The organism is Paenibacillus sp. FSL H3-0329 (assembly GCF_037963285.1).
Lineage (GTDB): Bacteria > Bacillota > Bacilli > Paenibacillales > Paenibacillaceae > Paenibacillus_AQ > Paenibacillus_AQ odorifer.
The window spans coordinates 3,673,807-3,694,845 of record NZ_CP150150.1; the positions used below are offsets into that span (position 1 = coordinate 3,673,807).

At 43.3% G+C, this 21,039-nt stretch carries 20 protein-coding genes; 3 read left to right on the forward strand and 17 right to left on the reverse strand.

The window, feature by feature from the left end:
* The first annotated feature begins 7 nt into the window (after nt 1-7).
* Nucleotides 8-1,237, forward strand: a complete 1,230-nt coding sequence (locus tag NSQ66_RS16090) for an aminopeptidase (RefSeq protein ID WP_076099098.1) — start codon at nt 8-10, stop codon at nt 1,235-1,237.
* A gap of 227 nt (nt 1,238-1,464) precedes the next feature.
* A complete protein-coding gene (locus tag NSQ66_RS16095) occupies nt 1,465-1,647 on the forward strand; it encodes a hypothetical protein (RefSeq protein ID WP_036676895.1) in 183 nt (60 codons plus the stop codon).
* Between the two features lie 74 nt (nt 1,648-1,721).
* Here NSQ66_RS16095 and NSQ66_RS16100 read toward each other — a convergent pair whose 3' ends face one another.
* From NSQ66_RS16100 to NSQ66_RS16150, 11 genes are all read right to left on the reverse strand, one after another.
* The gene (locus tag NSQ66_RS16100) at nt 1,722-2,414 is read right to left on the reverse strand and encodes a hypothetical protein (RefSeq protein WP_036676892.1); all 693 of its coding nucleotides are present in this window, start codon (nt 2,412-2,414) and stop codon (nt 1,722-1,724) included.
* Nucleotides 2,415-2,439: 25 nt separating this feature from the next.
* The gene (locus NSQ66_RS16105; RefSeq protein WP_038571406.1) at nt 2,440-3,012 is read right to left on the reverse strand and encodes a TetR/AcrR family transcriptional regulator; all 573 of its coding nucleotides are present in this window, start codon (nt 3,010-3,012) and stop codon (nt 2,440-2,442) included.
* Nucleotides 3,013-3,729: an MBL fold metallo-hydrolase gene (locus NSQ66_RS16110; RefSeq protein WP_076141284.1), complete on the reverse strand. Its 717-nt coding sequence runs from the start codon at nt 3,727-3,729 to the stop codon at nt 3,013-3,015.
* A 98-nt stretch (nt 3,730-3,827) separates the two neighbouring features.
* Nucleotides 3,828-4,295: a DUF6773 family protein gene (locus tag NSQ66_RS16115; protein ID WP_036676884.1), complete on the reverse strand. Its 468-nt coding sequence runs from the start codon at nt 4,293-4,295 to the stop codon at nt 3,828-3,830.
* 2 nt (nt 4,296-4,297) lie between these two features.
* Complete coding sequence (locus tag NSQ66_RS16120) at nt 4,298-4,501, reverse strand: helix-turn-helix transcriptional regulator (RefSeq protein ID WP_036676881.1); 204 nt, start codon at nt 4,499-4,501, stop codon at nt 4,298-4,300.
* Nucleotides 4,502-5,553: 1,052 nt separating this feature from the next.
* A protein-coding gene (locus NSQ66_RS16125) for an IS3 family transposase (protein WP_141118633.1) occupies nt 5,554-6,905 on the reverse strand; the annotation gives its coding sequence in 2 pieces (ribosomal slippage) (nt 5,554-6,518 and nt 6,518-6,905; 1,353 coding nt in all).
* Between the two features lie 240 nt (nt 6,906-7,145).
* Nucleotides 7,146-7,748, reverse strand: coding sequence for a nitroreductase (locus tag NSQ66_RS16130; protein WP_076099095.1), 603 nt, complete (start codon nt 7,746-7,748; stop codon nt 7,146-7,148).
* 151 nt (nt 7,749-7,899) lie between these two features.
* Nucleotides 7,900-8,676: a phosphate ABC transporter ATP-binding protein PstB gene (gene pstB, locus NSQ66_RS16135; RefSeq protein WP_036687516.1), complete on the reverse strand. Its 777-nt coding sequence runs from the start codon at nt 8,674-8,676 to the stop codon at nt 7,900-7,902.
* Nucleotides 8,677-8,714: 38 nt separating this feature from the next.
* Nucleotides 8,715-9,611 (reverse strand): phosphate ABC transporter permease PstA, encoded by an 897-nt coding sequence (gene pstA, locus NSQ66_RS16140; protein ID WP_036687518.1) that lies wholly within the window; start codon nt 9,609-9,611, stop codon nt 8,715-8,717.
* Nucleotides 9,608-10,510, reverse strand: coding sequence for a phosphate ABC transporter permease subunit PstC (pstC, locus tag NSQ66_RS16145; RefSeq protein WP_036687519.1), 903 nt, complete (start codon nt 10,508-10,510; stop codon nt 9,608-9,610). The genes pstA and pstC overlap by 4 nt, the downstream gene beginning before the upstream one ends.
* 90 nt (nt 10,511-10,600) lie before the next feature.
* Nucleotides 10,601-11,536, reverse strand: coding sequence for a phosphate ABC transporter substrate-binding protein PstS family protein (locus NSQ66_RS16150; RefSeq protein WP_036687522.1), 936 nt, complete (start codon nt 11,534-11,536; stop codon nt 10,601-10,603).
* 328 nt (nt 11,537-11,864) lie between these two features.
* Between NSQ66_RS16150 and NSQ66_RS16155 the strand changes: the two genes are divergently transcribed.
* Nucleotides 11,865-12,755, forward strand: a complete 891-nt coding sequence (locus NSQ66_RS16155; protein WP_036687523.1) for a LysR family transcriptional regulator — start codon at nt 11,865-11,867, stop codon at nt 12,753-12,755.
* Nucleotides 12,756-12,809: 54 nt separating this feature from the next.
* Here NSQ66_RS16155 and NSQ66_RS16160 read toward each other — a convergent pair whose 3' ends face one another.
* The 6 genes from NSQ66_RS16160 to NSQ66_RS16185 all read right to left on the reverse strand — a co-directional run bounded on the left by NSQ66_RS16160 (nt 12,810) and on the right by NSQ66_RS16185 (nt 20,833).
* Nucleotides 12,810-13,799 carry a substrate-binding domain-containing protein gene (locus tag NSQ66_RS16160; protein WP_036687526.1) on the reverse strand — a complete coding sequence of 330 codons (990 nt, stop codon included), beginning with the start codon at nt 13,797-13,799 and terminating at the stop codon, nt 12,810-12,812.
* Complete coding sequence (locus NSQ66_RS16165) at nt 13,796-15,580, reverse strand: sensor histidine kinase (protein WP_076142189.1); 1,785 nt, start codon at nt 15,578-15,580, stop codon at nt 13,796-13,798. The genes NSQ66_RS16160 and NSQ66_RS16165 overlap by 4 nt, the downstream gene beginning before the upstream one ends.
* The gene (locus tag NSQ66_RS16170; RefSeq protein ID WP_076142190.1) at nt 15,577-17,187 is read right to left on the reverse strand and encodes a response regulator; all 1,611 of its coding nucleotides are present in this window, start codon (nt 17,185-17,187) and stop codon (nt 15,577-15,579) included. Before NSQ66_RS16170 ends, NSQ66_RS16165 begins: the two co-directional genes overlap by 4 nt.
* Nucleotides 17,188-17,267: 80 nt before the next feature.
* On the reverse strand, nt 17,268-18,248 hold the full coding sequence (locus NSQ66_RS16175; protein WP_076142191.1) for an ABC transporter substrate-binding protein: 981 nt from the start codon (nt 18,246-18,248) through the stop codon (nt 17,268-17,270).
* A gap of 60 nt (nt 18,249-18,308) precedes the next feature.
* On the reverse strand, nt 18,309-19,262 hold the full coding sequence (locus tag NSQ66_RS16180) for an ABC transporter permease (RefSeq protein ID WP_036687770.1): 954 nt from the start codon (nt 19,260-19,262) through the stop codon (nt 18,309-18,311).
* A gap of 71 nt (nt 19,263-19,333) precedes the next feature.
* Nucleotides 19,334-20,833 carry a sugar ABC transporter ATP-binding protein gene (locus NSQ66_RS16185; RefSeq protein ID WP_076142192.1) on the reverse strand — a complete coding sequence of 500 codons (1,500 nt, stop codon included), beginning with the start codon at nt 20,831-20,833 and terminating at the stop codon, nt 19,334-19,336.
* Nucleotides 20,834-21,039 lie beyond the last annotated feature (206 nt).

Genomic DNA, 21,039 nt, shown 5'->3' on the forward strand with positions numbered 1-21,039 from the left:
AGAAACTATGTTGGATTTCAAGCAAAAGCTGGAGAATTACGCATTGCTTGCCGTGAAGATTGGCGTTAATATTCAACCGGGTCAGACACTCGTTGTGAATGCAGATATTGTATCCGCAGAGCTTGTGCGACTTGTGGTTCGTAAAGCCTATGAAGCCGGCGCGAGACTTGTAAAGGTGAATTATAGTGATGAAGTTGTATTACGTACACGATATGATCTTGCTCCATCCGATTCCTTCCTGGAGCCGCCGCAGTGGCAAGCCGATGAATTAGAGGATCTTGCTAAAAAGGGAGCCGCATTTCTAACCATTATCTCTGCTGACCCGGATCTTTTAAAAGGCGTTGAACCTGGAAGAATTGCCGATAATCAGCGTATCTCTGGGCAGACCCTAGCGCCATATCGTGAGTACTTAATGGGAAATCATGCGAGCTGGAGCGGTCTTGCCTTCCCATCAGCCTCTTGGGCGGCAAAAGTGTTCCCTGATGCTCCATCCGAGCAGCAGGTTGAACTGTTATGGGATGCCATCTTTAAAGCCACACGTGCGGATCAGGACGATCCTATTGAAGCATGGAGCCGCCATTTAGATGGACTCAAAACTCGTTGCGCTTCCTTGAATGAAAGTAAGTTTCGCAAGCTGCACTATACAGCACCTGGTACAGATTTAACTATTGAGTTGCCGGAAGGACACATCTGGTGTCAGGCAGGAGCTGTGAACGGTAAGGGCGTCCCTTTCTTAGCCAATATTCCTACGGAAGAAGTGTTTACTGCCCCTTTGAAGTCTGGTATTAATGGTAAAGTGAGCAGCACTAAGCCACTTAGCTACGGCGGCAATCTAATCAATAACTTCACGCTGACCTTTGAGAACGGTAAAGTGATTGATTTTACTGCTGAAGAAGGCGCTGAAACTTTGGCATCACTAATCGCGCTGGATGAAGGCTCTTCCTATCTTGGCGAAGTTGCTTTGGTACCTTTCCACTCTCCGATTTCTGAGAGCGGTATTCTTTATTACACTACGTTGTATGATGAGAATGCCTCCTGTCATTTGGCTTTAGGTGCAGCTTATGCCTTCACAATTCAAGAAGGAATTACGATGACTAAGGAACAGCTGTTGGAAAAAGGAATGAATCAAAGCCATACCCATGTTGACTTTATGATGGGCTCTCCTGAAATGAATATTGACGGAATTAACGATGATGGAACAACAGTACCTATCTTCCGTAATGGGGATTGGGCTTAAGGCTTAAACAACACCCGTTAGATCCTAGATAGAACCAACTTCAAACAACCCGCTTAGCTCTCTAATTAGAGAGTAAGCGGGTTGTTTTTGTTTTAACAATAACATTTCAGGTGGTGAAATGCCCAAATTTGAATAAATGTTCAATATTTGTTCACACTATTGTTGATTTTCGTTCACAAATATGTCACAATACAATTAAGGATTGAATTTCCAAGGAGGGGATTATCATGTTGAGAGACCCAGTATCCAAAGAAGTTGACAGCATCGAAGAAGAACAGCTAGAAATTCAACCACCGGTAGATTCAAGAATTGTTGCATCTAATGCTATTAAATACACTGCCTATGTTATGCTGCTTTTTGGATTCTTGTATTTCCTGATTGCTTACTTGGCGCCTATGTTGGAACCTTAATGTGATGGATATAACTTTATTGGAAAACGCTTACGGTTAATCACTCTCTATGGAGTAGTGATTAACCGTTTTTATTAATTCCATGAGAATGCTTTGTTTGTCCAAGCTATTGCTGTAGGCGACCATACCCCGTTCATCTTCGATTGTATCCAAGCTATGGCCTCTTCTCTATCCCCTTCAAAAGCGGATAAACCGTTATCTGACATCCAGTGACTGACCGTCTCGAACGAGGTACTACTCCAACCATTTACTTCACCTTCATCATTCAGGCGTTGCTTGATGCCTGAGATCACCATATCTAAAGATCCTTGCAGCTCAGTAACCGCGTTATCGAAGGCTGTTTTCTTTTCTTTTGCCTTCATATCAGCCTCTGCCCGAAGTTTACGTGTATCAATACCTTCATGTTCACGAACAATCTGCAGCAAGGTCACAGCTTCTTTACTAGCCAACCCATCCTTATACCGCTCTTCAATAGATTTGGTACTGCCTGCTGCTGCTACAAATGCCGGGAACCACTCCCTTGAGACCAAAATAGCCTTTTTCTTAATAAACTTTCCGTATCCTGCAAGGCCCTCACCTGGAAACTGCGCACGCCATGACCACGGATCTAAATCTGTTCCAGTATGCCAATTCTCGGGCTTAGTTAAGCCGTTTAAAGACGGGTGCCCGGGGATGAGCGCAGCAAGCGGTAAAATCCCCAATTTCGCAATAACCTCTGCTGTTTCACCATAAGTGGTGACACTACCTTGTTCATATTCCTGACCCATTTGTTCATCATCTCCTAGATCTAATTTAATCAGATTTCATATTTCCAATTCCGGTTATAAAAGTGCTAATCAAGCGGGTTAGACTCTCGTTAGTATCGAGCGCCATACCGAATCCACCCTTTTGCTCCAATGAGGCGAATCCATGCAGGATACTCCGTAATCCCCTTACGGCATGAAGTTCTCCTTCTTCGCCTAATAGATAACTCTTCATCACCTGAATTATAAACTGCAAAATATGCTCACCAGCCGCTTCAAGCTCCGTGTTCTCCTGCTCAGGCGCTCGTAGTGTAGTCTCATACAGACCTGGTCTACTCCTAGCAAAATCCACATATGCCCGGCCCATTGCGTGTACAGCAGCATCTCCATTTAATCCTTCAGCTGCGTTCGACATGCTTGTAAATAATAACTCTAATCCGTAAATGGCGAGCCCAGTCCGCAAATCCTGCAGTCCATTTATATGGTTGTATAATGACGGGGAACGAACACCTAGTTTACCTGCTAATGCAGCCAAGGTAACGGCCTCTATACCTTCATCATCGGCAATTTCTGCTGCTCTAATCACTAGTGTGTGACGATCTAATCCTGCTCTAGGTGACATTTAATTACTCCTATCCTGAATCATTTCTGCCTTACGTATGGCTTTCTCCATCTCCTGCTTTGGCGCTTTCAGTAAGTTGCCGTGACCAACAGCAAGTAAAGCTGGAGATAACTCTAGAAGCTTAATCGCACTATTCAGAGCTTGAGCTTTATTCCATGTAGCCATTGCTGGAAAAGGAAACAGGGGGATGATGGTTCCAGCCACCGCAGTTCCCCGGAAGGTCTGAAGAGCATCCCCAACGATTACAGCACCGCTGCGTGAATCAAGGAAAGACATAGAGCCGGGGGTATGTCCTGGAGTGTGAATCGCTGTTAATGATCCAATGGTATCCCCTTCGTGGAGAAGGACATCTGGCTTGGTAGCTATCTTCTTCGGCACGCCTCCCTTAATAGGGGTCTGAGGTTCTCCTTCCCGAAGTGAACGATCTCCACGTAGTAATGCCGAATCTCGCTCAGAGATGTACACCTGAGCCTCTGGACGTTGCTTTTTTAGTCCATCCAGTGCCCCAATATGATCATCATGCGCATGCGTTAAGATCATACGTGTAAGCTTCTTATTTAGCTTCGCTTCAGTATCCATAATTCCTTTTAGACTAAATGGCATAGCGGCATCTATCAAAGTTAATCCATCCTTTTCCTCAATAATGTAACAATTCACTGGAAAAAAATTTGGCATCCAAGTCAACTGCAATAAATGACCTTCACGTGTTACTCTCATCCTTACCCCTCCGATAAACTAATGGTATTAGCTTAAATATAAACTAATGATATTAGTTTTGCAAGAGATTGTTATCTTTAATATTTAATCTTTAATATTTAACTCTCAATGTTTTTGTCAGCATTTTTGTTGGATTTATTAATTATGTACCACATCGCCCAAGTGATCCCTATGAAAAAAACAACCGCCCCCACGAGAGTACTCGATATATTTTTTCTAATATCCACTTCTCCCGCTTCTCTAAAATCAAGCAAAAATGTTAGCGTGGCCCAAATAAGCGTGCTGATAACACCCGATATTAAATGAATCTTCTTAAACCGTCTGAGTTCTCCTTCCTTACTCGGCAGCAGGTATATCCCATCTTTGACACAACGAACGGTAACATACAAGCAACCTAACAGCATAATCCCAAAAGTATCTACCCAATATTTGATGTCCCATTCCAGGATAAATACTTTTACCAAAAGGCTGATCATAAATCCCACTAACACAATCAATAATCCGTGCGTACTAAACTTCTGAATTTCTGTGATAATTCGTTCGTCTTTAATCTTTGGCCCTTTCACAACTAATCCTCCCAAAAAATATCGTTTAATGACGTATCCAACGCCTTGCAGATGGCTATGCACAGCTTAATCGTCGGGTTATAGTTACCAGCTTCAATCAGGCCGATCGTCTGCCGTGTAACCCCTACAACTTCCGCTAACTGTTCTTGGGAAAGATTCTTTTGGATCCTTGCCAGCTTTAACTTGATGTTTTTGTTCTCTCCCACTCCATAACCTCCCTTTAATGTTTGTGATGCATTCCATTTTCCATCATTGTAATCTTTATCGGTCATTATGTACATTATATATTACATTTGTTTATTGGGATCAACATTTCACTTTAGGATCGACGTGTCATTTTAGGATCCAGACTTCATTTTCCATTCCCTCTCCGTCAGGAATACTTTCTCCCCACCGTTGGATCAAATGGTGAAGAGTGATTGTAACTGAGTCCATACCCAGTCAGCTGCGATGCCTAACTCGCCGCCTTGGCTAGTATGTAAGCACACTTTTGCCAATAGTTCGGACACAGATGACCTTATAATGCAAATTCGAGTGTTTTCTGCGGGTTATCGGACTCAATTGCAGCTATTTACTCAAAACCACACCAATTCTGCGCCTTTACAAGGTAATAAGAGCTATGGGGTCCGATACTTCTACAAAATGACTCAAAAAGCTCAAATAGCTGCAATACAGTCCGCAACATGAGGTTCTTTAGTTAGTTTAGGTTAGTTTGGGGTTAGTTCGCTTATTCGCCGTTGCATCGGACTGAGGAGTCCTTATTTCGTATATTTGCAGCTAATTGACGTGCTATCGGACCCAGTTGCAGCTATTTACTCATAACCACACCAGTTCTGCACAGTTATATGGTTATAAGAGCTATGTGGTCCGATACTTCTGCAAAATGACTCCAAAAGCTCAAATAGTTGCAATACGGTCCGATGCGGAGATCAGTAGGAAACCCGCAGGAGGTTAGTAGGAGGTTAGTAGGAGGTCAGTAGGAGATCAGTAGGAGATCAGTAGGAGATCAGTAGGAGATCAGTAGGATATCACTAGGGAGCCTGTAGGAGGTCTGTATGAAGCCCGCTGGAGGTCAGCAAAGATCACTAGGAAGTAAGTAGAAGGTTGAGCCACATCAGCAGAGGAACCGGCAGCGACAAGTGATCAGCAGCCATCAGCCATCACCCTACTATCGCTAGTCAAAGTAACAAAAAAAAGCATCCCTAAGGATACTTTGAACTGTGACCGTATTTGTGGAAAGTTGAAAAAAAGAAGACCTTTAAGAAGCAATTAATAGGTGACTCCTGAATTCATCGGGAGTCATCTTTTTTAATGTCCATTGATATCGCTCGGAGTTATAGTAGGCGATATAGTCATCAACCTTTGTTCGTAATTCCAAGAGAGTCATACATGTCTTGTACTCCAAATCATCCTTCAGATGGCCAAAAAAGCTCTCCATGGCGGCGTTATCCCAGCAGTTCCCTTTCCGTGACATGGACTGTGTAAACCCAGCTTCGCGTACGAGAAGGCGGAATCTAGGGTGAGTATAGTGCATTCCTTGATCCGAATGCAAAAGGGCTTCTGGATGAATATTGCCATCCAGTCGTTCAAGTAGTTTCTCCAGTGTTCGTTCTACAATTGGCATAGCCAATGAAGAAGAGAGGTAGTGAGCTAAAATTTGTCTCGTAGCCCCGTCTTTCACCACGGATAAATAAGCACATTGTCCATTACCATAATGCATATAGGTAATATCCGTCAGCAGCACTTTCTCAGGCTCTCCTTGGTCAAACTGGCGCTTGAGTAGGTTGGGACATGTTTGGTGCTCTTGTGTGGCTTTTGCCATCTTGCGATAGGGATTTGCTTGCCGGATCGTAGCAACAAGCTTATATTTTCGCATTAATCTTCGAATCTTTTTATGATTCATGATGATACCATTCTCCCGTTCCAGCCACATCTTCACGACCAATGCTCCAGCTTTACCATTCAAAGCGTCATAGTGTTTCTTGATAAGGAAAGCGTCTCGTTCGTCTGCCTTCTCTCGCAACTGTCTTGCTTCCTCAGCGACTTGCCAACGGTAATATCCGCTTAAGCTCACACAAGCTAGCTTACACAAATAACGCGTCATTCGCTGCAGACCGTGCTTACGTATCGTTTGGTTAATAATTTCGTAGCGCTCGGAGGGGGTCAACGTTTCCTCTGCATCTTCTGCTTTTCGAGCGCCTCCAGCTTTTTTAAGAAGTCGTTCTCCATCTCCAGAAGCTTGATTCGTGCTTCTGCACGTTTTAACTTTTCCTCGGTAGAAAGTTCCCCTGTCGGTCGTCTGCCCGGGGATCCTTTTCCTCGTTGTTCCTCTAGTAGTCCAGCCTCTCCCAGAGCATTATATGTATTACGCCAACGGGTTAGGCAATGCTTAGGCTTCTTGCGACCGATAATATCTAGGTTAAATCCTGCGCTAAGGAAGATCTCCATTGGGGCTTGGCCTTCCTTATAGGCCTTAACCGCAGCCAACTTAAACGTTGGTGAATAGGTAATACTCTTTTCCGTCACGTTCTCTACATTTGGATTGTTCTCTAGTTGTTTGATCTCATTTTCGTTGAATATCCTTGAGCTTCCTCTTGTTTTGTTATTCATGAAGGCTTCCTCCGTTATTTCGATATTTCGATTAAAACACAAAATGACCCGTAAGAGGGTCACTTTTTTCAAAGTTTCCATCTTACGGGTCACAGTTCACTTTTGATCTTTCGATACTTTTGATCTTTCGATGCTTTTGATCTTTCGATGCTTTTGATCTTTCGATCTTTTTGATATTTCGACGCTTTTTCGATGTTTATGATCTTTCCGCTTTTAATATACGAATGCCTTCGACTTTCCTTATTCCACTACGCCATTCTCTGGATAGAAGTCTACGATCTTCAGCAGCTCCGAAGCGTCTGTGCGTGGACGGCTGTCAGGTACAGTCTCCGGATATCCGGCATGGATCATGGCTACAATTTTTTCGCCGGGCTTCACACCAATTTTAGTGCGGAATTCAGGGTTGTTGATGTATGGATCTGTCTTCCAAATCGTTCCTACACCTTGTTCCCAAGCTGCGAGCTGGAAGTTCTGTACTAGTGCGGACGCTGCTGCAAAATCCTCGTCCCACTCTCTTTGCCGAGGATCTTCAGGCATCACTACGATTACTGTTAATGGAATATTCGAGATATATTCTTTACGTTTAGCAGCCACTTCTGGATCAGCTATAGCACGTTTTACAAAAGCAAATGCAGATTCAGCTAGGAATTTCGAACCTTCCCCTTGAAAAGCAATAAATCTCCACGGCTCACGCACACCATGATTCGGTGCCCATACCGCTACATTTAATAATTCCTCTAAAAGGCCTTGTGGAAGTGGATCTTTTTTAAAAAGCTTAATCGAGCGTCGTTCTTTTATTATTTCGGCCACACTATTCTGTTGAGTCTGTTGAGATTGCGTCATAAGATCCACTCCCTAATATAGTAATAATGATAATCATTATCACAAATGATACAGCATCTTTCTGCCTTTTGCAAATAATAGGCAACCATTCGAATCACAACTCTTGAATTCACAAAAAAACACCGTTCCCGAAAGAACGATGTTCACAGCTTCAGCCGAATCGGCCCATGATATATTCTTGCGTCATTTGATTCTCTGGATTGGTAAAGACTTTATCCGTCTTATCATATTCGACAAGGGAGCCTAGATAAAAGTATGCGGTATAATCAGAGATCCGAGCTGCCTGCTGCATATTATGTGTCACAATAACGATGCGAAGCTCTTCTTTCAACTCCTTGATTAGCTCCTCTACTTTACCTGTGGAGACCGGGTCTAGAGCTGATGCTGGTTCGTCCAAGAGCAGAATTTGCGGGTTAACCGACAACGCTCTAGCAATACAAAGGCGCTGCTGTTGTCCACCGGAAAGTGCAAGTGCTGAATCTTTTAAACGATCCTTTACCTCATCCCACAATGCTGCTTTGCGAAGACTGCTCTCAACAATCTCATCAAGAGCCTTTTTGCCTTTAATGCCGTGATACTTAGGTCCAAAAGCGATGTTATCGTAAATCGATTTATAGAACGGATTTGGCTTTTGCCATACCATCCCGATCTTCTGACGCAGCTTAATCACATCCGTACCCGGAGCATTAATATCCACTCCATCAATCCAGATGCTTCCTTTTGTTTTTGAGCCAGAAATTTCGTCATTCATCCGGTTCAAAGAACGAAGAAAGGTTGATTTACCGCAGCCGGATGGGCCGATCAGTGCAGTAACCGTATTTTCAGCAAATGGAAGGCTTATCCCCTTTACTGCCTCATATGTTCCGTAAAAAATACTCAGGTCTTCGGTTTGAAAAGATTCACGCACTGCTGTTGCCGACGTTCCCATCGATTACTCCTCCTACATCTCTACTTTAATTTGTATGATTAGTTCATTCTTTTTGAAGCTGTAAGCTTACGATAAATAAATCTTCCGAAATAACGTGCTGCCAGATTGAAGATTAACACCATAATTACAAGCACCGCCGAAGCTCCCGCAGCAATCTGTGCAGCATCTGGAGCTAGACCTTCACTGTTGACCTTCCAAATGTGGACAGCCAGCGTTTCCGCTGGACGGAAGGGATTCAGTGGCGAATTCGCACTAAGTGGATTCCAGTTGGTGAAATCCAATCTAGGGCTACTCATTCCTGCTGTGAACATCAACGCAGCTGCTTCCCCAAAGACACGGCCAGCGGACAGGATAGTACCTGTAATAATTGTAGGTAATGCTACCGGAAACAACACCGAGGTAACAATTTTCCACTTGGATAATCCTAGTGCAAAACCAGCCTCTTTTTGTTGTTTTGGAACACTACGAAAAGCTTGCTCCGTAATCCGCACCATCAGTGGTAGATTAAAGACCGTCAATGCCAATGCACCGGAGATTAAGGAGAAGCCTAGATTGAAATAGTTAACAATCAGCAATAGACCAAACAAGCCGACTACGATGGAAGGGAAAGATGACAATACTTCAACAATCAAGCGAATAAAGCCGGTAATCTTACCGGGACGAGCATATTCCGCCATATAAATACCGGCACCCAGTCCAAGCGGAACTGTAATAATAAGTGTCAGTACTAACAGGAATAAGGAGTTAAATAGCTGTGGTCCGATCCCTCCACCTGCACGAATCTTTTGCGGTGCGGAGAAAAGAAAATCCCAACTGATATGGCTTAAGCCTCTAAAGAGGATATATCCCAAAAGTCCAAGTAGAATGGCAACGATGAGCATCGCGAAAAATACAATAAGACTGGTGGCAATTTTATTTACGGTTCTCGGCTTCAAATTTTATTTCTCCTTTCAAGCATTCTCACAAAGAAGACAAATACGAAAGTCATCAGCATGAGAACCAGTGCCATACTCCACAGTGCATTATTGTGAGGTGAGCCCATGGTCGTGTTCCCCATACCGAGTGTGATCACACTGGTCAAGGTAGAAGCTGACTCAAAGAGTGATTTTGGTACGAATGGCGCGTTCCCGATAACCATTTGTACAGCGAGTGCTTCACCGAAAGCACGAGCCATTCCCAATACAATCCCTGTCATTATGGCAGGAAAGGTTGTTGGAATAATCACCCGCGAAATCGTCTGCCACCGGGTGGCACCAAGCGCATAGGAAGATTCTTTTAAGTTTTGCGGCAATGAAGCCAGCGCGTCTGCAGCCACGCTTGTAATCGTCGGAAGAATCATTACCGAGAGCACAAGCGCGCCTGCAGCTACCCCGATGCCTTGGCCCGGCAGGTTGTTGCGTAGAAACGGTACAATTACACTTAATCCGATGAAACCATATACTACCGAAGGAATCCCTGCCAAAAGCTCAATAACAGGTTGAAGTAATTTTTTGCCCCACCCTGGAACAATCTCAGTCATAAATAACGCAGCGCATAAGCTAAGTGGACTAGCAATCAATGCGGCAAGCAAAGTAACCAGAAAGGAACCCGAGATAAATGGAAAAGCTCCGAAGGAAGGCGTATCCGCTTCTGGCGACCACTTTGTACCGAATAGAAATTCAGAAACTGTAGCATTACCACTTGTGAAGGTTGAAATTCCTTTAGACGCTACAAAATATACCATCGATACAATGATTGTTATCAACAGTAATACACAGAAGGACATATAAGTACGTCCAACAAAATCTTCAATATGATGTTTTTCGAATCGTGAGTTCTTTAGTTTCACCCTCAATTGCTCCCTCTTTCTAAAGTGAAAAGAGAGGCAGATGTATCCGCCTCTAATCACTTGAGATTCTAATCAATAACATTGCCTAGAATTTAATTACTTAGCGGTAACAGTTCCTGCAACGTCGCGAACAACTTGCATTTTAACAGCTGGGATGTATCCAAGTTCAACAACTTCACCAGTTTGAACTTCGTCAGTTAAGAAAAAGTCGAGGAATGCTTTTACTGTCGCGTTAGGTTCACCATTTGTGTACATATGCTCGTAAGCCCACACTGGGTATTTACCAGAAACAACATTATCAACAGATGCTTCCACACCGTCAAGACTAAGTGTTTTAATGGAATCATCCAGGTAAGAAAGAGCAAGGTATCCGATTGCCCCTGGAGTTTCACCGATCATTTTCTTAACCGTACCGGAGGAATCTTCTTGAATCGAACCTGGGATATCTTCTGTTTTGGTTCCAAGTGCAAAGCTTTCAAAGGTTGCACGAGTACCGGAGCTGCCTGGACGGTTGATGATTTGGATTTTTTGATCCGCTCCGCCTACTTCAGACCAGTTAGTGATTTTACCAGTGAAAATGTCCACCAGTTGTTGTTTAGTTAAGCTATCCACACCAGCATCAGGATGAGCTACTGCTGCGATCGCTACTACTGCTACTTGATGATCTACGAGTGCTGCTGCTTTTTCTGCATCTGCATCTTTTAATTTTTCTTCTGCGAATACGTCAGAGTTTCCGATATCTACTTGTTTCTCAGCTACTTGAGTAAGACCAGTACCACTGCCACCGCCTTGAACTTGAATGTCCACGCCAGTGTTTTTATCCATGAAATTCTCTGCTACCAGCTCAACCAAGGGTTGTAATGCTGTTGAACCAGAAGCCAGAATCGAACCACTTATTTCAGCGCCGCCGCTTCCTTCGTTAGTTGCTGCAGCGTTTCCTCCTGTGTTGTTTGCCCCGCCGTTACCGCAAGCCGATAGTGCCAGTACGCTTGTTAAAGCCAAAGTCATGATCCATGATTTTTTGAATTGCATTGTTTTGTCTCCTCCTAAATGGTTTGTTAGCATGGCTCCCTGATCAGTTCATACCAAACTGGCTTCGAAAGCTTTAACATGGTGTTGTGGAGCTTGGCCCCCATATGCATGGTTACTGTAAAAGTTCATCAAACGCATATGTTATATGTTGTCCGGGACTTCTTGGCCCCTCTGACTCTTCTTATTCTAGAGCTCGTTCGTTAGAGAAACTTCTTATCTTTGTAAAGTGAACGAAAAAAATACCAATATAAAGTGTATATCTGTATAGATATAATCTATAATGGAGATATAATTTGTAATCCAACTTAGCATTATGTGGAGGAAAGTCATGAATATTATGAAATTGAACATCGTAGTTCTAATTGAAAAATATAAAAAGGTAACCGATGTAGCCGCAGAATTAGGCCTTAAACAGCCTACTGTTTCTTTTCATATGAAGAATCTGGAGGCTGAGCTCGGAACCCCTCTATTTCTTTACCGCAGCGGAAGAGTGCTGCTTACGGATGCTGGGCGAGCCCTTTATCAATACGCCCTCAAAATCGTTTCCCTCACAGCAGAAGCTGAGCGTACAGTCAAACAATTTTCTTCTCCCTCAAAAGGAACATTAGAGCTGGAAGCCAGTTTTATTCCTGCAACTTATATTTTACCTAATGTGTTAATCCAATTCATGAAACTCTATCCGGGGATTAACAACTCCTTGACTGTTCAAAGCGATGCTTTGTTACGTGAACGTCTCCGTAGTCGGGATATTCAGATGGCCATTTTACATACTTCGGATTGGCAGGACGAATCTTTTGATTTTCAGCTTATTGTCCGTGATGAACCTGTCCTAATTTTTGCACCTGGTCATCCATTTGAAGACCTAAAGAAATTAACACCTGAACTAATTGCCAATGAGCCGTGGATTCAGCATGAGCAAGGATCTTGTTTACGGGGGTATGCCGATCAATGGGCACAATTCAATCAAATCCGTTTATGGAACCGATCCGAGTTGAATTCTCCAGAAGTGATTAAGCAGCTAGTTAGCGGGAGTGACTGTGTTGGCATATGTTCTAAAGCGGCTGTTAAAGCTGAGATTGAGCTAGGCAAGCTTAGCTATGCCAACCTACCAGGGATTTTGCCTGAAAGCGGCGGGTTTGTGCTCGGCTGGCGTAAAGATCATATTTTAACACCGTTGCAGCAATCCTTTGTTGAAATAGTAACGACTCTTGATCTTTAAAAAAACAAGGAAGCTTCTAAAGCCGCAAACGGTTTTAGAAGCTTCCTTGTTCATTTATTCTATAAAAGGAAACATTAATTTCTCATTTTCACTTAAATACATATTCTCCTTCGTGATGACCACGGAGCCTGTGTCTATTATCTGTTCCACTTCCTCACCCTCAACAGCTTCAATCGCCGTCTTCACAGCTAAATACCCCATATTAAAGGGCTTCTGCATGACCGTGCCAAGCAAAATCCCTTTTTCGAGGAGCTTCACCTCATTGCTAGAATTGTCGAACCCAAACAATTTCACTTTGTCCTGAAATCCCATATCCATAATCGCCTCCCCAGCACCTAGTGTAGAAGGTTCATTAAGACCGATTATTCCCTTTAAATTTGGCTCGTCCTTTAGCAAATCAATAGTTAACTGATACGCTTTTCGCACGGAACCATCACTGTATAATGTAGGCTGCACATCATGAACTCCATTTTCTAAAAGGGCGTCACGAGCTCCTCTTTCCCTCTCTATTGCTGTCGCAGAGCCTTGTACAAAGTTAACGATGGCGACTTTATCCTCTGGATCGATATATTTTCTTAACTCCTGCCCTGCCTTACGTCCTGCTTCATAATTATCCGTAGCAATAAAACTCTCTGATACACCACCGCTCAAGCCCGAATCTACAGTAATAAGCGTAATGCCAGCTGATTTGATCTTTTCCGCGATTGGAATGAGGCGATAATAATCCGTAGCAGATAAAATAATGGCGTCAGGCTTCTCCTTAATTGCTTGCTCCAACAGTTCTATTTGTTGATCTACATCAAGCTCTGTATCCGTTCCAACCGTGCGAACCTCTGCACCGAACTCCTTAGCCGCTGTTGCCACACCTTGTTTCATCACTTCCCAGAATTCAATACTGCTGTCGATAGTCTTGGGCACATAAATAATGGTCCTAACCTTTGCGTCAAGCTCATTTGCAAACATACGATAGGCTAATGAACCCAAAGTAACAATGAAGAGCAGCAACAGAGTATACAGGCCAATTTTTGACCGTAATGCGCTCATTGACTCTCCTCCTCATAAATTACAGGTATTCGTAAAGTGGCCGTCGTTCCTTCCTCCATCTCGCTTGTAAAAGACAAACCGTATTTCACACCGAAATACAGCTGGACACGATGGTTCACATTTGCGACACCTACACCGCTGCCAGTCTTGAAATCTGACTTTTGCAGCAGTACCTTACCCATCTGCTCTTCATCCATCCCAATACCGTCATCAATGATCTGTACGATAATATCGTTCTGTTCTTGTCTTGCCCGGATCAGAATGTGCCCTTGCTCAGGATTATGTTTTATGCCGTGATAGATCGCATTTTCAACCAAAGGCTGAAGTACCATTTTTAAAATGCTGCAGGTTAGGATATCTTCTTGTACCTCTATGGAATAAGTGAATTTATTACGATAACGCATGTTCTGAATCGTTAAATAGTGCCGAATATGCTCTAATTCTTTGGCCAGCGGAATCAATTCCTCACCCTTACCAATTGTTGAACGGAGCAGCTTGGATAGAGATGAAGTCATCTCCACCACTTCCTCCATCTTTCCTGTCTCTGCCATCCAAATAATCGAATCAAGTGTATTGTACAAAAAGTGAGGTTTAATCTGCGCTTGCAGCGCCTTCAGTTCACTCACACGCTTCATCTCTTGCTCCAAGACGATCTGACCCATTAACTCTTTAATCTTCATGATCATAAGATTAAACGTACGAGCAAGCTTGCCGATTTCATTCGTGCTCTCAATCTCTACGCGTATGTCGAACTCTCCACGTTCCGCTTTTTTCATATTCAGCTCCAAATTCTTCAGCGGTTTGGTCAGTGCGTAAGAGAGAAAAATCGATATAGCCATAGCAAAAATCAAACTAATTGCTCCCCATAAGGCGGCGGTTCCTTGCATACGTTGCTTGTTCGCGACCAAATCATCTGGATAAGTGACTCCAACTATTTTCCAGCCAAAGCTGGTAGTGTCCACAGTGTACAGTTTCTGGTCATTCCCCGTGTTAACCGTAACAGATCCATTTTTGATCCCAAGGACCGTCTCCAATTGTTCGAACTTGAGCTGGGAGTAAATCAACTGCTGTTGTGGATGATAGACAAGGCTACCTGCGGGATCGACGATAAAAACATAACCGCGTTTTCCCAGTTCGATTTGTTTACATAGATTATTAATTACACTGTAATTGAGATCTACGAGCAGTACACCTTGTTGATCCGCTTCCGTCATAGCATTCGCATTCGAGAGCTTTCGGCTTATCGACACTACCCACCGGTATTCATCTTGAAAGATGTGCTGCACATGTGAGGAAGAAACTGCAACGTCAAGTTGATTCATAGCTTTTTGATACCAATCTTGAGCTATTAGTTCAGGAAGCGATTTCAAAATAGCATGCTGTCGATCCGAAACAGTCATGCCATCTGAGCCTGCATATAATATAGAGGAAATATCCGAGCGGGATTGAACGACTGACCGGAGATAATGACTGGCAAGCAGTTTATTCTTAAGCGCTTCTTCTTCATCTAATTTCGAGCCTTTTATATATTTCTCTAGATCACTGCTAGTTAACACCAGAGCAGCTATGCTCTCCATATTACCAATGTAATTCTCGATATTTAGTTTTACTTGTTCTATTAATTGTGAAGTATAGGCTACAGAATTGCCCTTGACCGCGGCTGAGGACAGGCGATAGGAAGTATAACTCAGGACAATAGTTGTGCAGAGGATAAGAAGTGAAAAGGAGACAGCAATATTAGTATGAATACTTCGGCTGCGGAAAAAGCGCTGTGATCTCATAGAGAGAGATTCTCCTTCTGCCGGTGTCGATATTCCTTCGGTGTGCTTCCTACATTACGTTTGAAAATAACACTAAAATACTGTGGATCAGCATAACCAACTCTGGCAGCGATATCATATGTCTTCAACTGCGTGACGGTAAGGAGTTCTTTTGCTTTTTCCAAACGGAGTCGAGTCAGATACTCTATAAATGTTTCACCGGTATGCTGTTTAAAAGTTGCACTGAAATAACTGATGCTCATAAAAATATGGCTACACAGCTCATTGAGTGAAAAGCTGTCATTACAATAATTCTCGCGAATATAAGCTTCTGCGGCTTGCATCTGAGAAGTCCGAACCGTTGTTCTCTGTTCCGATAGTTTAAGTATCAGCTCATGGCAAGTCCTCTCCAGATAATTTCTAGCTTCATCTAAAGTCTTAAGCGCAGCAACCTCTGCAAACATATTATGCGAAACAACTACTGTATTTGGGAAGCCGATGTCGACCACATAATTCATCAAAGAAACCAGCAGCTGATAGATGCTGCTACGGCAGCCTTCTATAGAGGAGGTATTACTTTTAAGCTCCTGAAACCACTTCAATAGAATTTCCGATACAGCAGAAGCTTTACCTGTCTTTAAAGCGGATATGAATTGCTTTTCCCATGAGGTGAAATGCGCCTGATCCAATCCCTTGCCAAACTCAAGATCCTGTATGGAGATAACTTTATCTATGCCTAAAAGGTAACGATATTCTATGGAGGAGACCGCTTCTTGGAAGGATAGTGGAATTTGTTGTACAGTATTATATTTTCTACCGATGCCTATGTTTGATGACAGCTTCAAATATTTATTTAAGCTACTCTGGACTTGCTCTGCAAGAAGCTGCGTTGCTACTTCTAACGTCTCTGAACTGCCGGATCTTATCGCAGCGATTTTTCCATCTCTCGTCTGGAATACCACGCCGTCTTGCTCTTTCTCAAGCTGCTCCTGAACAATGTTAAAGGCTCCGAAACGCAGTAGCTCTGCATCAAAAGCTAGGTCCTGGCTTCGTTTCTCAAGTTCTATATCTATAACGAGCGCAAGGTACACTTGACCCTGTAACTGAATATGAAAATAACTCAATTTATTCTCGATTTCTTCGCTTTTCATTCGAGTAGTTACCAGCTGCTCCAAAAATCGTTCCCGCAGCAATGGAAGACTCTGATTAAGTTGCATACGAAGCTTAACTAAATTCGCTTTTTGTAGATGCTCTTCATCTAAATCCTGCTTCATCTTACTTAGAAATTCAGCAAACTCACGTGCATTAATCGGTTTTAATAAGTACTCAGTCACCTTCAGTGTTATGGCCTGCTTCGCATATTCGAAGTCTTCATATCCAGTGACGATAATGACCTTCATATCCCGGTACCTATCCATCACAGCTTTGGCCAATCCCAGTCCATCCATAAAAGGCATACAAATATCAGTAATAATTACGTCAGGCCGATGCTGCTCGATTGCTTCCAGCGCATCTCGGCCATTATCGAAATCACCAACCAGCTCAAACCCATATTTACTCCATGTAATCTTCTGTTTGATCCCTTCACGAACCTCATCTTCATCATCAACCAGAATTATTTTGTACATCCAACACCTCCACAACTTTGAACTTATCAGCATAAGCATAATAGAGGCCGCCTGCGTGAGGCAACCTCTATTATTAAACTCTATTCGTATAGTAGAGGTTTGATCTCATCAGAATCCATATTGTTTTTATCATACCAGTGGAACCCCGTGTCGATGTTCTTTTCAACCGCTTCCCCTTTAATCGCTTGCACAGCTGCCTTCACAGCTTGATAGCCAATACCAATGGGGTCTTGTGTAACAGCGCCAGCCACAACACCACTGCGGATAGCATCCATCAACTGCTTGCCAGAGTCAAAGCCGACGACTACGATCTTACCATTCATTTGCAATTCATTTACTGCATTAGCCACACCTACAGCAGAACCTTCGTTAGAGCCATAGATTCCTTTCAGATCCGGATTTGCCTGCATCATCGCTTTCGCAAGGTCTGTGGACTTTAACTGATCTCCACCCCCATATTGCGGCTCTAACACTTGAATATCCGGATATTTTGCTTTCATTTGTTCCAAGAAGCCATTGCGACGCTGTTGCCCTGTGCTGCTCGTTTGGTCATGTATGACAAGGCCCACTTTACCTTTCTTGCCAATCAGTTCAGCCATTTTATCTGCGGCCAAAGCAGCTGCTGCTTTATTGTTAGTCGCTGCTGTTGCTACAGGGATATCACTGTCTACACCAGAGTCGAAGCCGATGATAGGAATCTTATTTTCCTTTGCCTTTTCTAGATAAGGAATCGCAGACTTGCTGTCTAGTGCGGCTAGCGCAATTGCTGCTGGCTTCTTGTCGAGAGCTGTTTGCAGCATCTCAATTTGTTTATCCACCTGACTCTCATTTTCTGGACCTTCGAAGGTAATCTCAACATCAAACTCCTTAGCAGCTTTCTCCGCTCCTTGCTTTACCGCTTGCCAGAATTGATGCTGGAACCCTTTTGATATGACTGGAATGTATGGTTTGTCTGAACCGGATGCACTCTTGTTACTATCATTGTTGTTACATGCACTCAGCAATGTAGTAACTAATAACAGACAGGCAAGCATGATAAACCCTCTACGACGCAGTTTCATTTGAATCTTCCCCCTCGTCATTTGCTTTGTATATCACTCCGGATGGAGATCATACCAAGTTCATTGCTTACGGCGGCGTAGAATATCAGCGTAAACCGCAATGATGATTACAACACCGACAATGACCGTCCGCCATTCCTGAGCAACAGACATAATCTGCAAGCCATTCGTCAACACACTCATAATCAGTGCGCCAATAATCGTGCCTAGAATAGAACCTACACCTCCACTTAAGGAAGTCCCGCCAATGACCACTGCCGCAATAGCCTCTAGTTCATAACCGGTGCCCAGTGATGGCTGTGCTGAATTCAAACGTGATGCCATCAGGATACCTGCGATTCCGCTAAAGATCCCTGTAATGGAATAGATAATAATCTTCCATTTGACTGTGTTCACACCTGATAAGCGAGTAGCTTCTTCATTACTGCCAAGTGCGAAGTTGTAACGCCCAATAATCGTCTTAGACAAGATTATGCTTGCGATCATACCGAGTAATAAGAAGATAACGATGGTGTTGGGTATACCGGGGATCATTTTACCCATGGCGATCTTGGCAAAGATCGGATCATCGTTGAAATAAATGGGTTTGGCTCCTGTAATGACAAGCGACAAGCCTTTGGTGACCATCATAATCGCCAGAGTGGCGATGAAGGGTGGAATGTTCATCTTCGCCACCATCAAACCGCTGATAAAGCCGCACAGTGCTCCAGCCAGAATCCCACCTACAATACCTAACGGGACGGGCAGACCCCAGAAGGTAATAATGACTCCAACCATAACAGATGAGAATGTCATTACAGTACCCAGAGCGAGGTCGATGCCACCCGTAATAATAACAAAGGTAGCTCCAAGCGCTAATACTCCGATTACAGCTGTAGAAACTAGAATTCCGACAAGATTTGAGAATTGAAAAAAGTTACTGGAGGATAAAGAGAATACGATGACCAATATGATCAGACTGGCAAATGCCAATAATTTTTGTTTGAATCCGGATTGCCCTCCCGTTTGCTTCATACCCGCTGGCTGACTAATCTCTTTATCCGCGATCTTCATAGTCCTGACACCTCCGGTTAACTCTTGAACAGTTATGAACGTTTCGTCGCATATTTCATAATCGCCTCCTGCGATGCTTCTTCTGCGGGGAGTTCTCCTGTTATACGCCCTTCACACATAATGATAATCCGATGGCTCATTCTTAGAATCTCAGGAAGATCTGAAGAAATGATAATGATCGCCTTCCCTTGACTCGCAAGCTGATCCAGCAGCTTATAAATTTCACTTTTCGCGCCTACATCAATACCTCGTGTGGGCTCATCGAAGATGAGTACATCACAGTCTCTCGTCAACCACTTGCCGATGACCACTTTCTGTTGATTACCTCCGGACAGAAACTTAACCTTTTGACCTACACTTGGAGTTTTGGTGGCTAGCGCTTCAACATGCTGCTCCGCTGAGCTTCGCATCTCCCGCTCCTTCATCCAGCCAAATGAATTACGGAATTTATAAAAGGAGGCAATCGCATTATTCATGCTGATATCCATATCCACAAGCAGTCCGAAACGTTTACGGTCTTCGGACAAATACCCGATACCATGCTGTACCGCTTGATGTGGCTGACGTATACGAACCGATTTTCCATGGAGCATAATTTCACCCTCATCGATGGGATCGGCACCAAATACGGCACGAACAACCTCGGTACGTCCAGCTCCCATTAAACCAGCGAAGCCCAAAATCTCACCTTTATACAGATGAAAGCTAATATCCTTGAACGCATGCCCTCTAGAAAGATTCCGAACTTCTAAGACAACTTGCTGAGTCTGTTTCGCAATCGTTGGTTTCGACGTTTGATATAATTCACGTCCAACCATCATGCTGATGATCTGATCAATCGTTATTGAATCGGTACGAACGGTATCTACATAACAACCATCGCGCATAACTGTAATGCGGTCTGTAATTCGCTTCAATTCATCCATGCGGTGAGAGATATAAATAATTCCCACACCTTTATCTCGTAGCTGCTCAATCATTCGAAATAACTCGTTAATTTCTGTATCTGTTAACGCGGCGGTTGGTTCATCCATGATCAATACCTCGGCTTGGAAAGACAAGGCTTTAGCGATTTCAACCATTTGCTGATTAGCAACTGTCAGGTCTGATACCAAAACTCTGGGATCCAGCTTCAGATTCATTTGATCAAACAAAACCTGAACTTTTCGGTTTATCTCTAAATCATCAACGAACCATTTCAGAGCTTTTCGCGGCTCTCGTCCAATGTAAATGTTCTGGGCGACCGTAAGATGAGGCATTAAATTCAATTCCTGATGGATGATACTAATTCCAAGCTCCTGTGTTTCACGGGTATTAACAATTTGCACTTCATTTCCCTTGTACCACATTTGACCAGCATCCTTGGAATAGACACCTGTCGCAATCTTCATAAGGGTAGACTTGCCAGCGCCATTTTCTCCTACTAACGCATGAACTTCTCCACGCTTCAGCTCAAATTGACATTCATTCAAAGCATGAACACCTGGGAAAAACTTGTTGATTCCCTCCATACGAAGCAACACTTCGTTCATTTTGATATCCACCTCAAATTCTTTGAGAATGCATTAACCCTTAAAGTAATCGCTTACAATCCGGAATGTAAAATCATTGTATTCCCTATAAGTTGCCATTGTAATGGAATAATCTCCGTAAAAAAGTTTAAAATTTTATGTTTTACACACAAAAAAACTGAACCGAGAGCACCTCAGTTCAGCACAAATGTTATATCCTAAAAAAT

Excerpts from the sequence above, each read along its gene's own strand:
- NSQ66_RS16155 (WP_036687523.1), top strand. The coding sequence starts at position 11,865 with ATGAATATTATGAAATTGAACATCGTAGTTCTAATTGAAAAATATAAA.
- pstB (WP_036687516.1), bottom strand. The coding sequence starts at position 8,676 with ATGGGAACGTCGGCAACAGCAGTGCGTGAATCTTTTCAAACCGAAGAC.
- NSQ66_RS16090 (WP_076099098.1), top strand. The coding sequence starts at position 8 with ATGTTGGATTTCAAGCAAAAGCTGGAGAATTACGCATTGCTTGCCGTG.
- NSQ66_RS16170 (WP_076142190.1), bottom strand. The coding sequence starts at position 17,187 with ATGTACAAAATAATTCTGGTTGATGATGAAGATGAGGTTCGTGAAGGG.
- NSQ66_RS16100 (WP_036676892.1), bottom strand. The coding sequence starts at position 2,414 with ATGGGTCAGGAATATGAACAAGGTAGTGTCACCACTTATGGTGAAACA.
- NSQ66_RS16180 (WP_036687770.1), bottom strand. The coding sequence starts at position 19,262 with ATGAAGCAAACGGGAGGGCAATCCGGATTCAAACAAAAATTATTGGCA.
- NSQ66_RS16130 (WP_076099095.1), bottom strand. The coding sequence starts at position 7,748 with ATGACGCAATCTCAACAGACTCAACAGAATAGTGTGGCCGAAATAATA.
- NSQ66_RS16105 (WP_038571406.1), bottom strand. The coding sequence starts at position 3,012 with ATGTCACCTAGAGCAGGATTAGATCGTCACACACTAGTGATTAGAGCA.
- NSQ66_RS16110 (WP_076141284.1), bottom strand. The coding sequence starts at position 3,729 with ATGAGAGTAACACGTGAAGGTCATTTATTGCAGTTGACTTGGATGCCA.
- NSQ66_RS16150 (WP_036687522.1), bottom strand. The coding sequence starts at position 11,536 with ATGCAATTCAAAAAATCATGGATCATGACTTTGGCTTTAACAAGCGTA.
- NSQ66_RS16160 (WP_036687526.1), bottom strand. The coding sequence starts at position 13,799 with ATGAGCGCATTACGGTCAAAAATTGGCCTGTATACTCTGTTGCTGCTC.
- NSQ66_RS16175 (WP_076142191.1), bottom strand. The coding sequence starts at position 18,248 with ATGAAACTGCGTCGTAGAGGGTTTATCATGCTTGCCTGTCTGTTATTA.
- NSQ66_RS16165 (WP_076142189.1), bottom strand. The coding sequence starts at position 15,580 with ATGAGATCACAGCGCTTTTTCCGCAGCCGAAGTATTCATACTAATATT.
- NSQ66_RS16095 (WP_036676895.1), top strand. The coding sequence starts at position 1,465 with ATGTTGAGAGACCCAGTATCCAAAGAAGTTGACAGCATCGAAGAAGAA.
- NSQ66_RS16185 (WP_076142192.1), bottom strand. The coding sequence starts at position 20,833 with ATGAACGAAGTGTTGCTTCGTATGGAGGGAATCAACAAGTTTTTCCCA.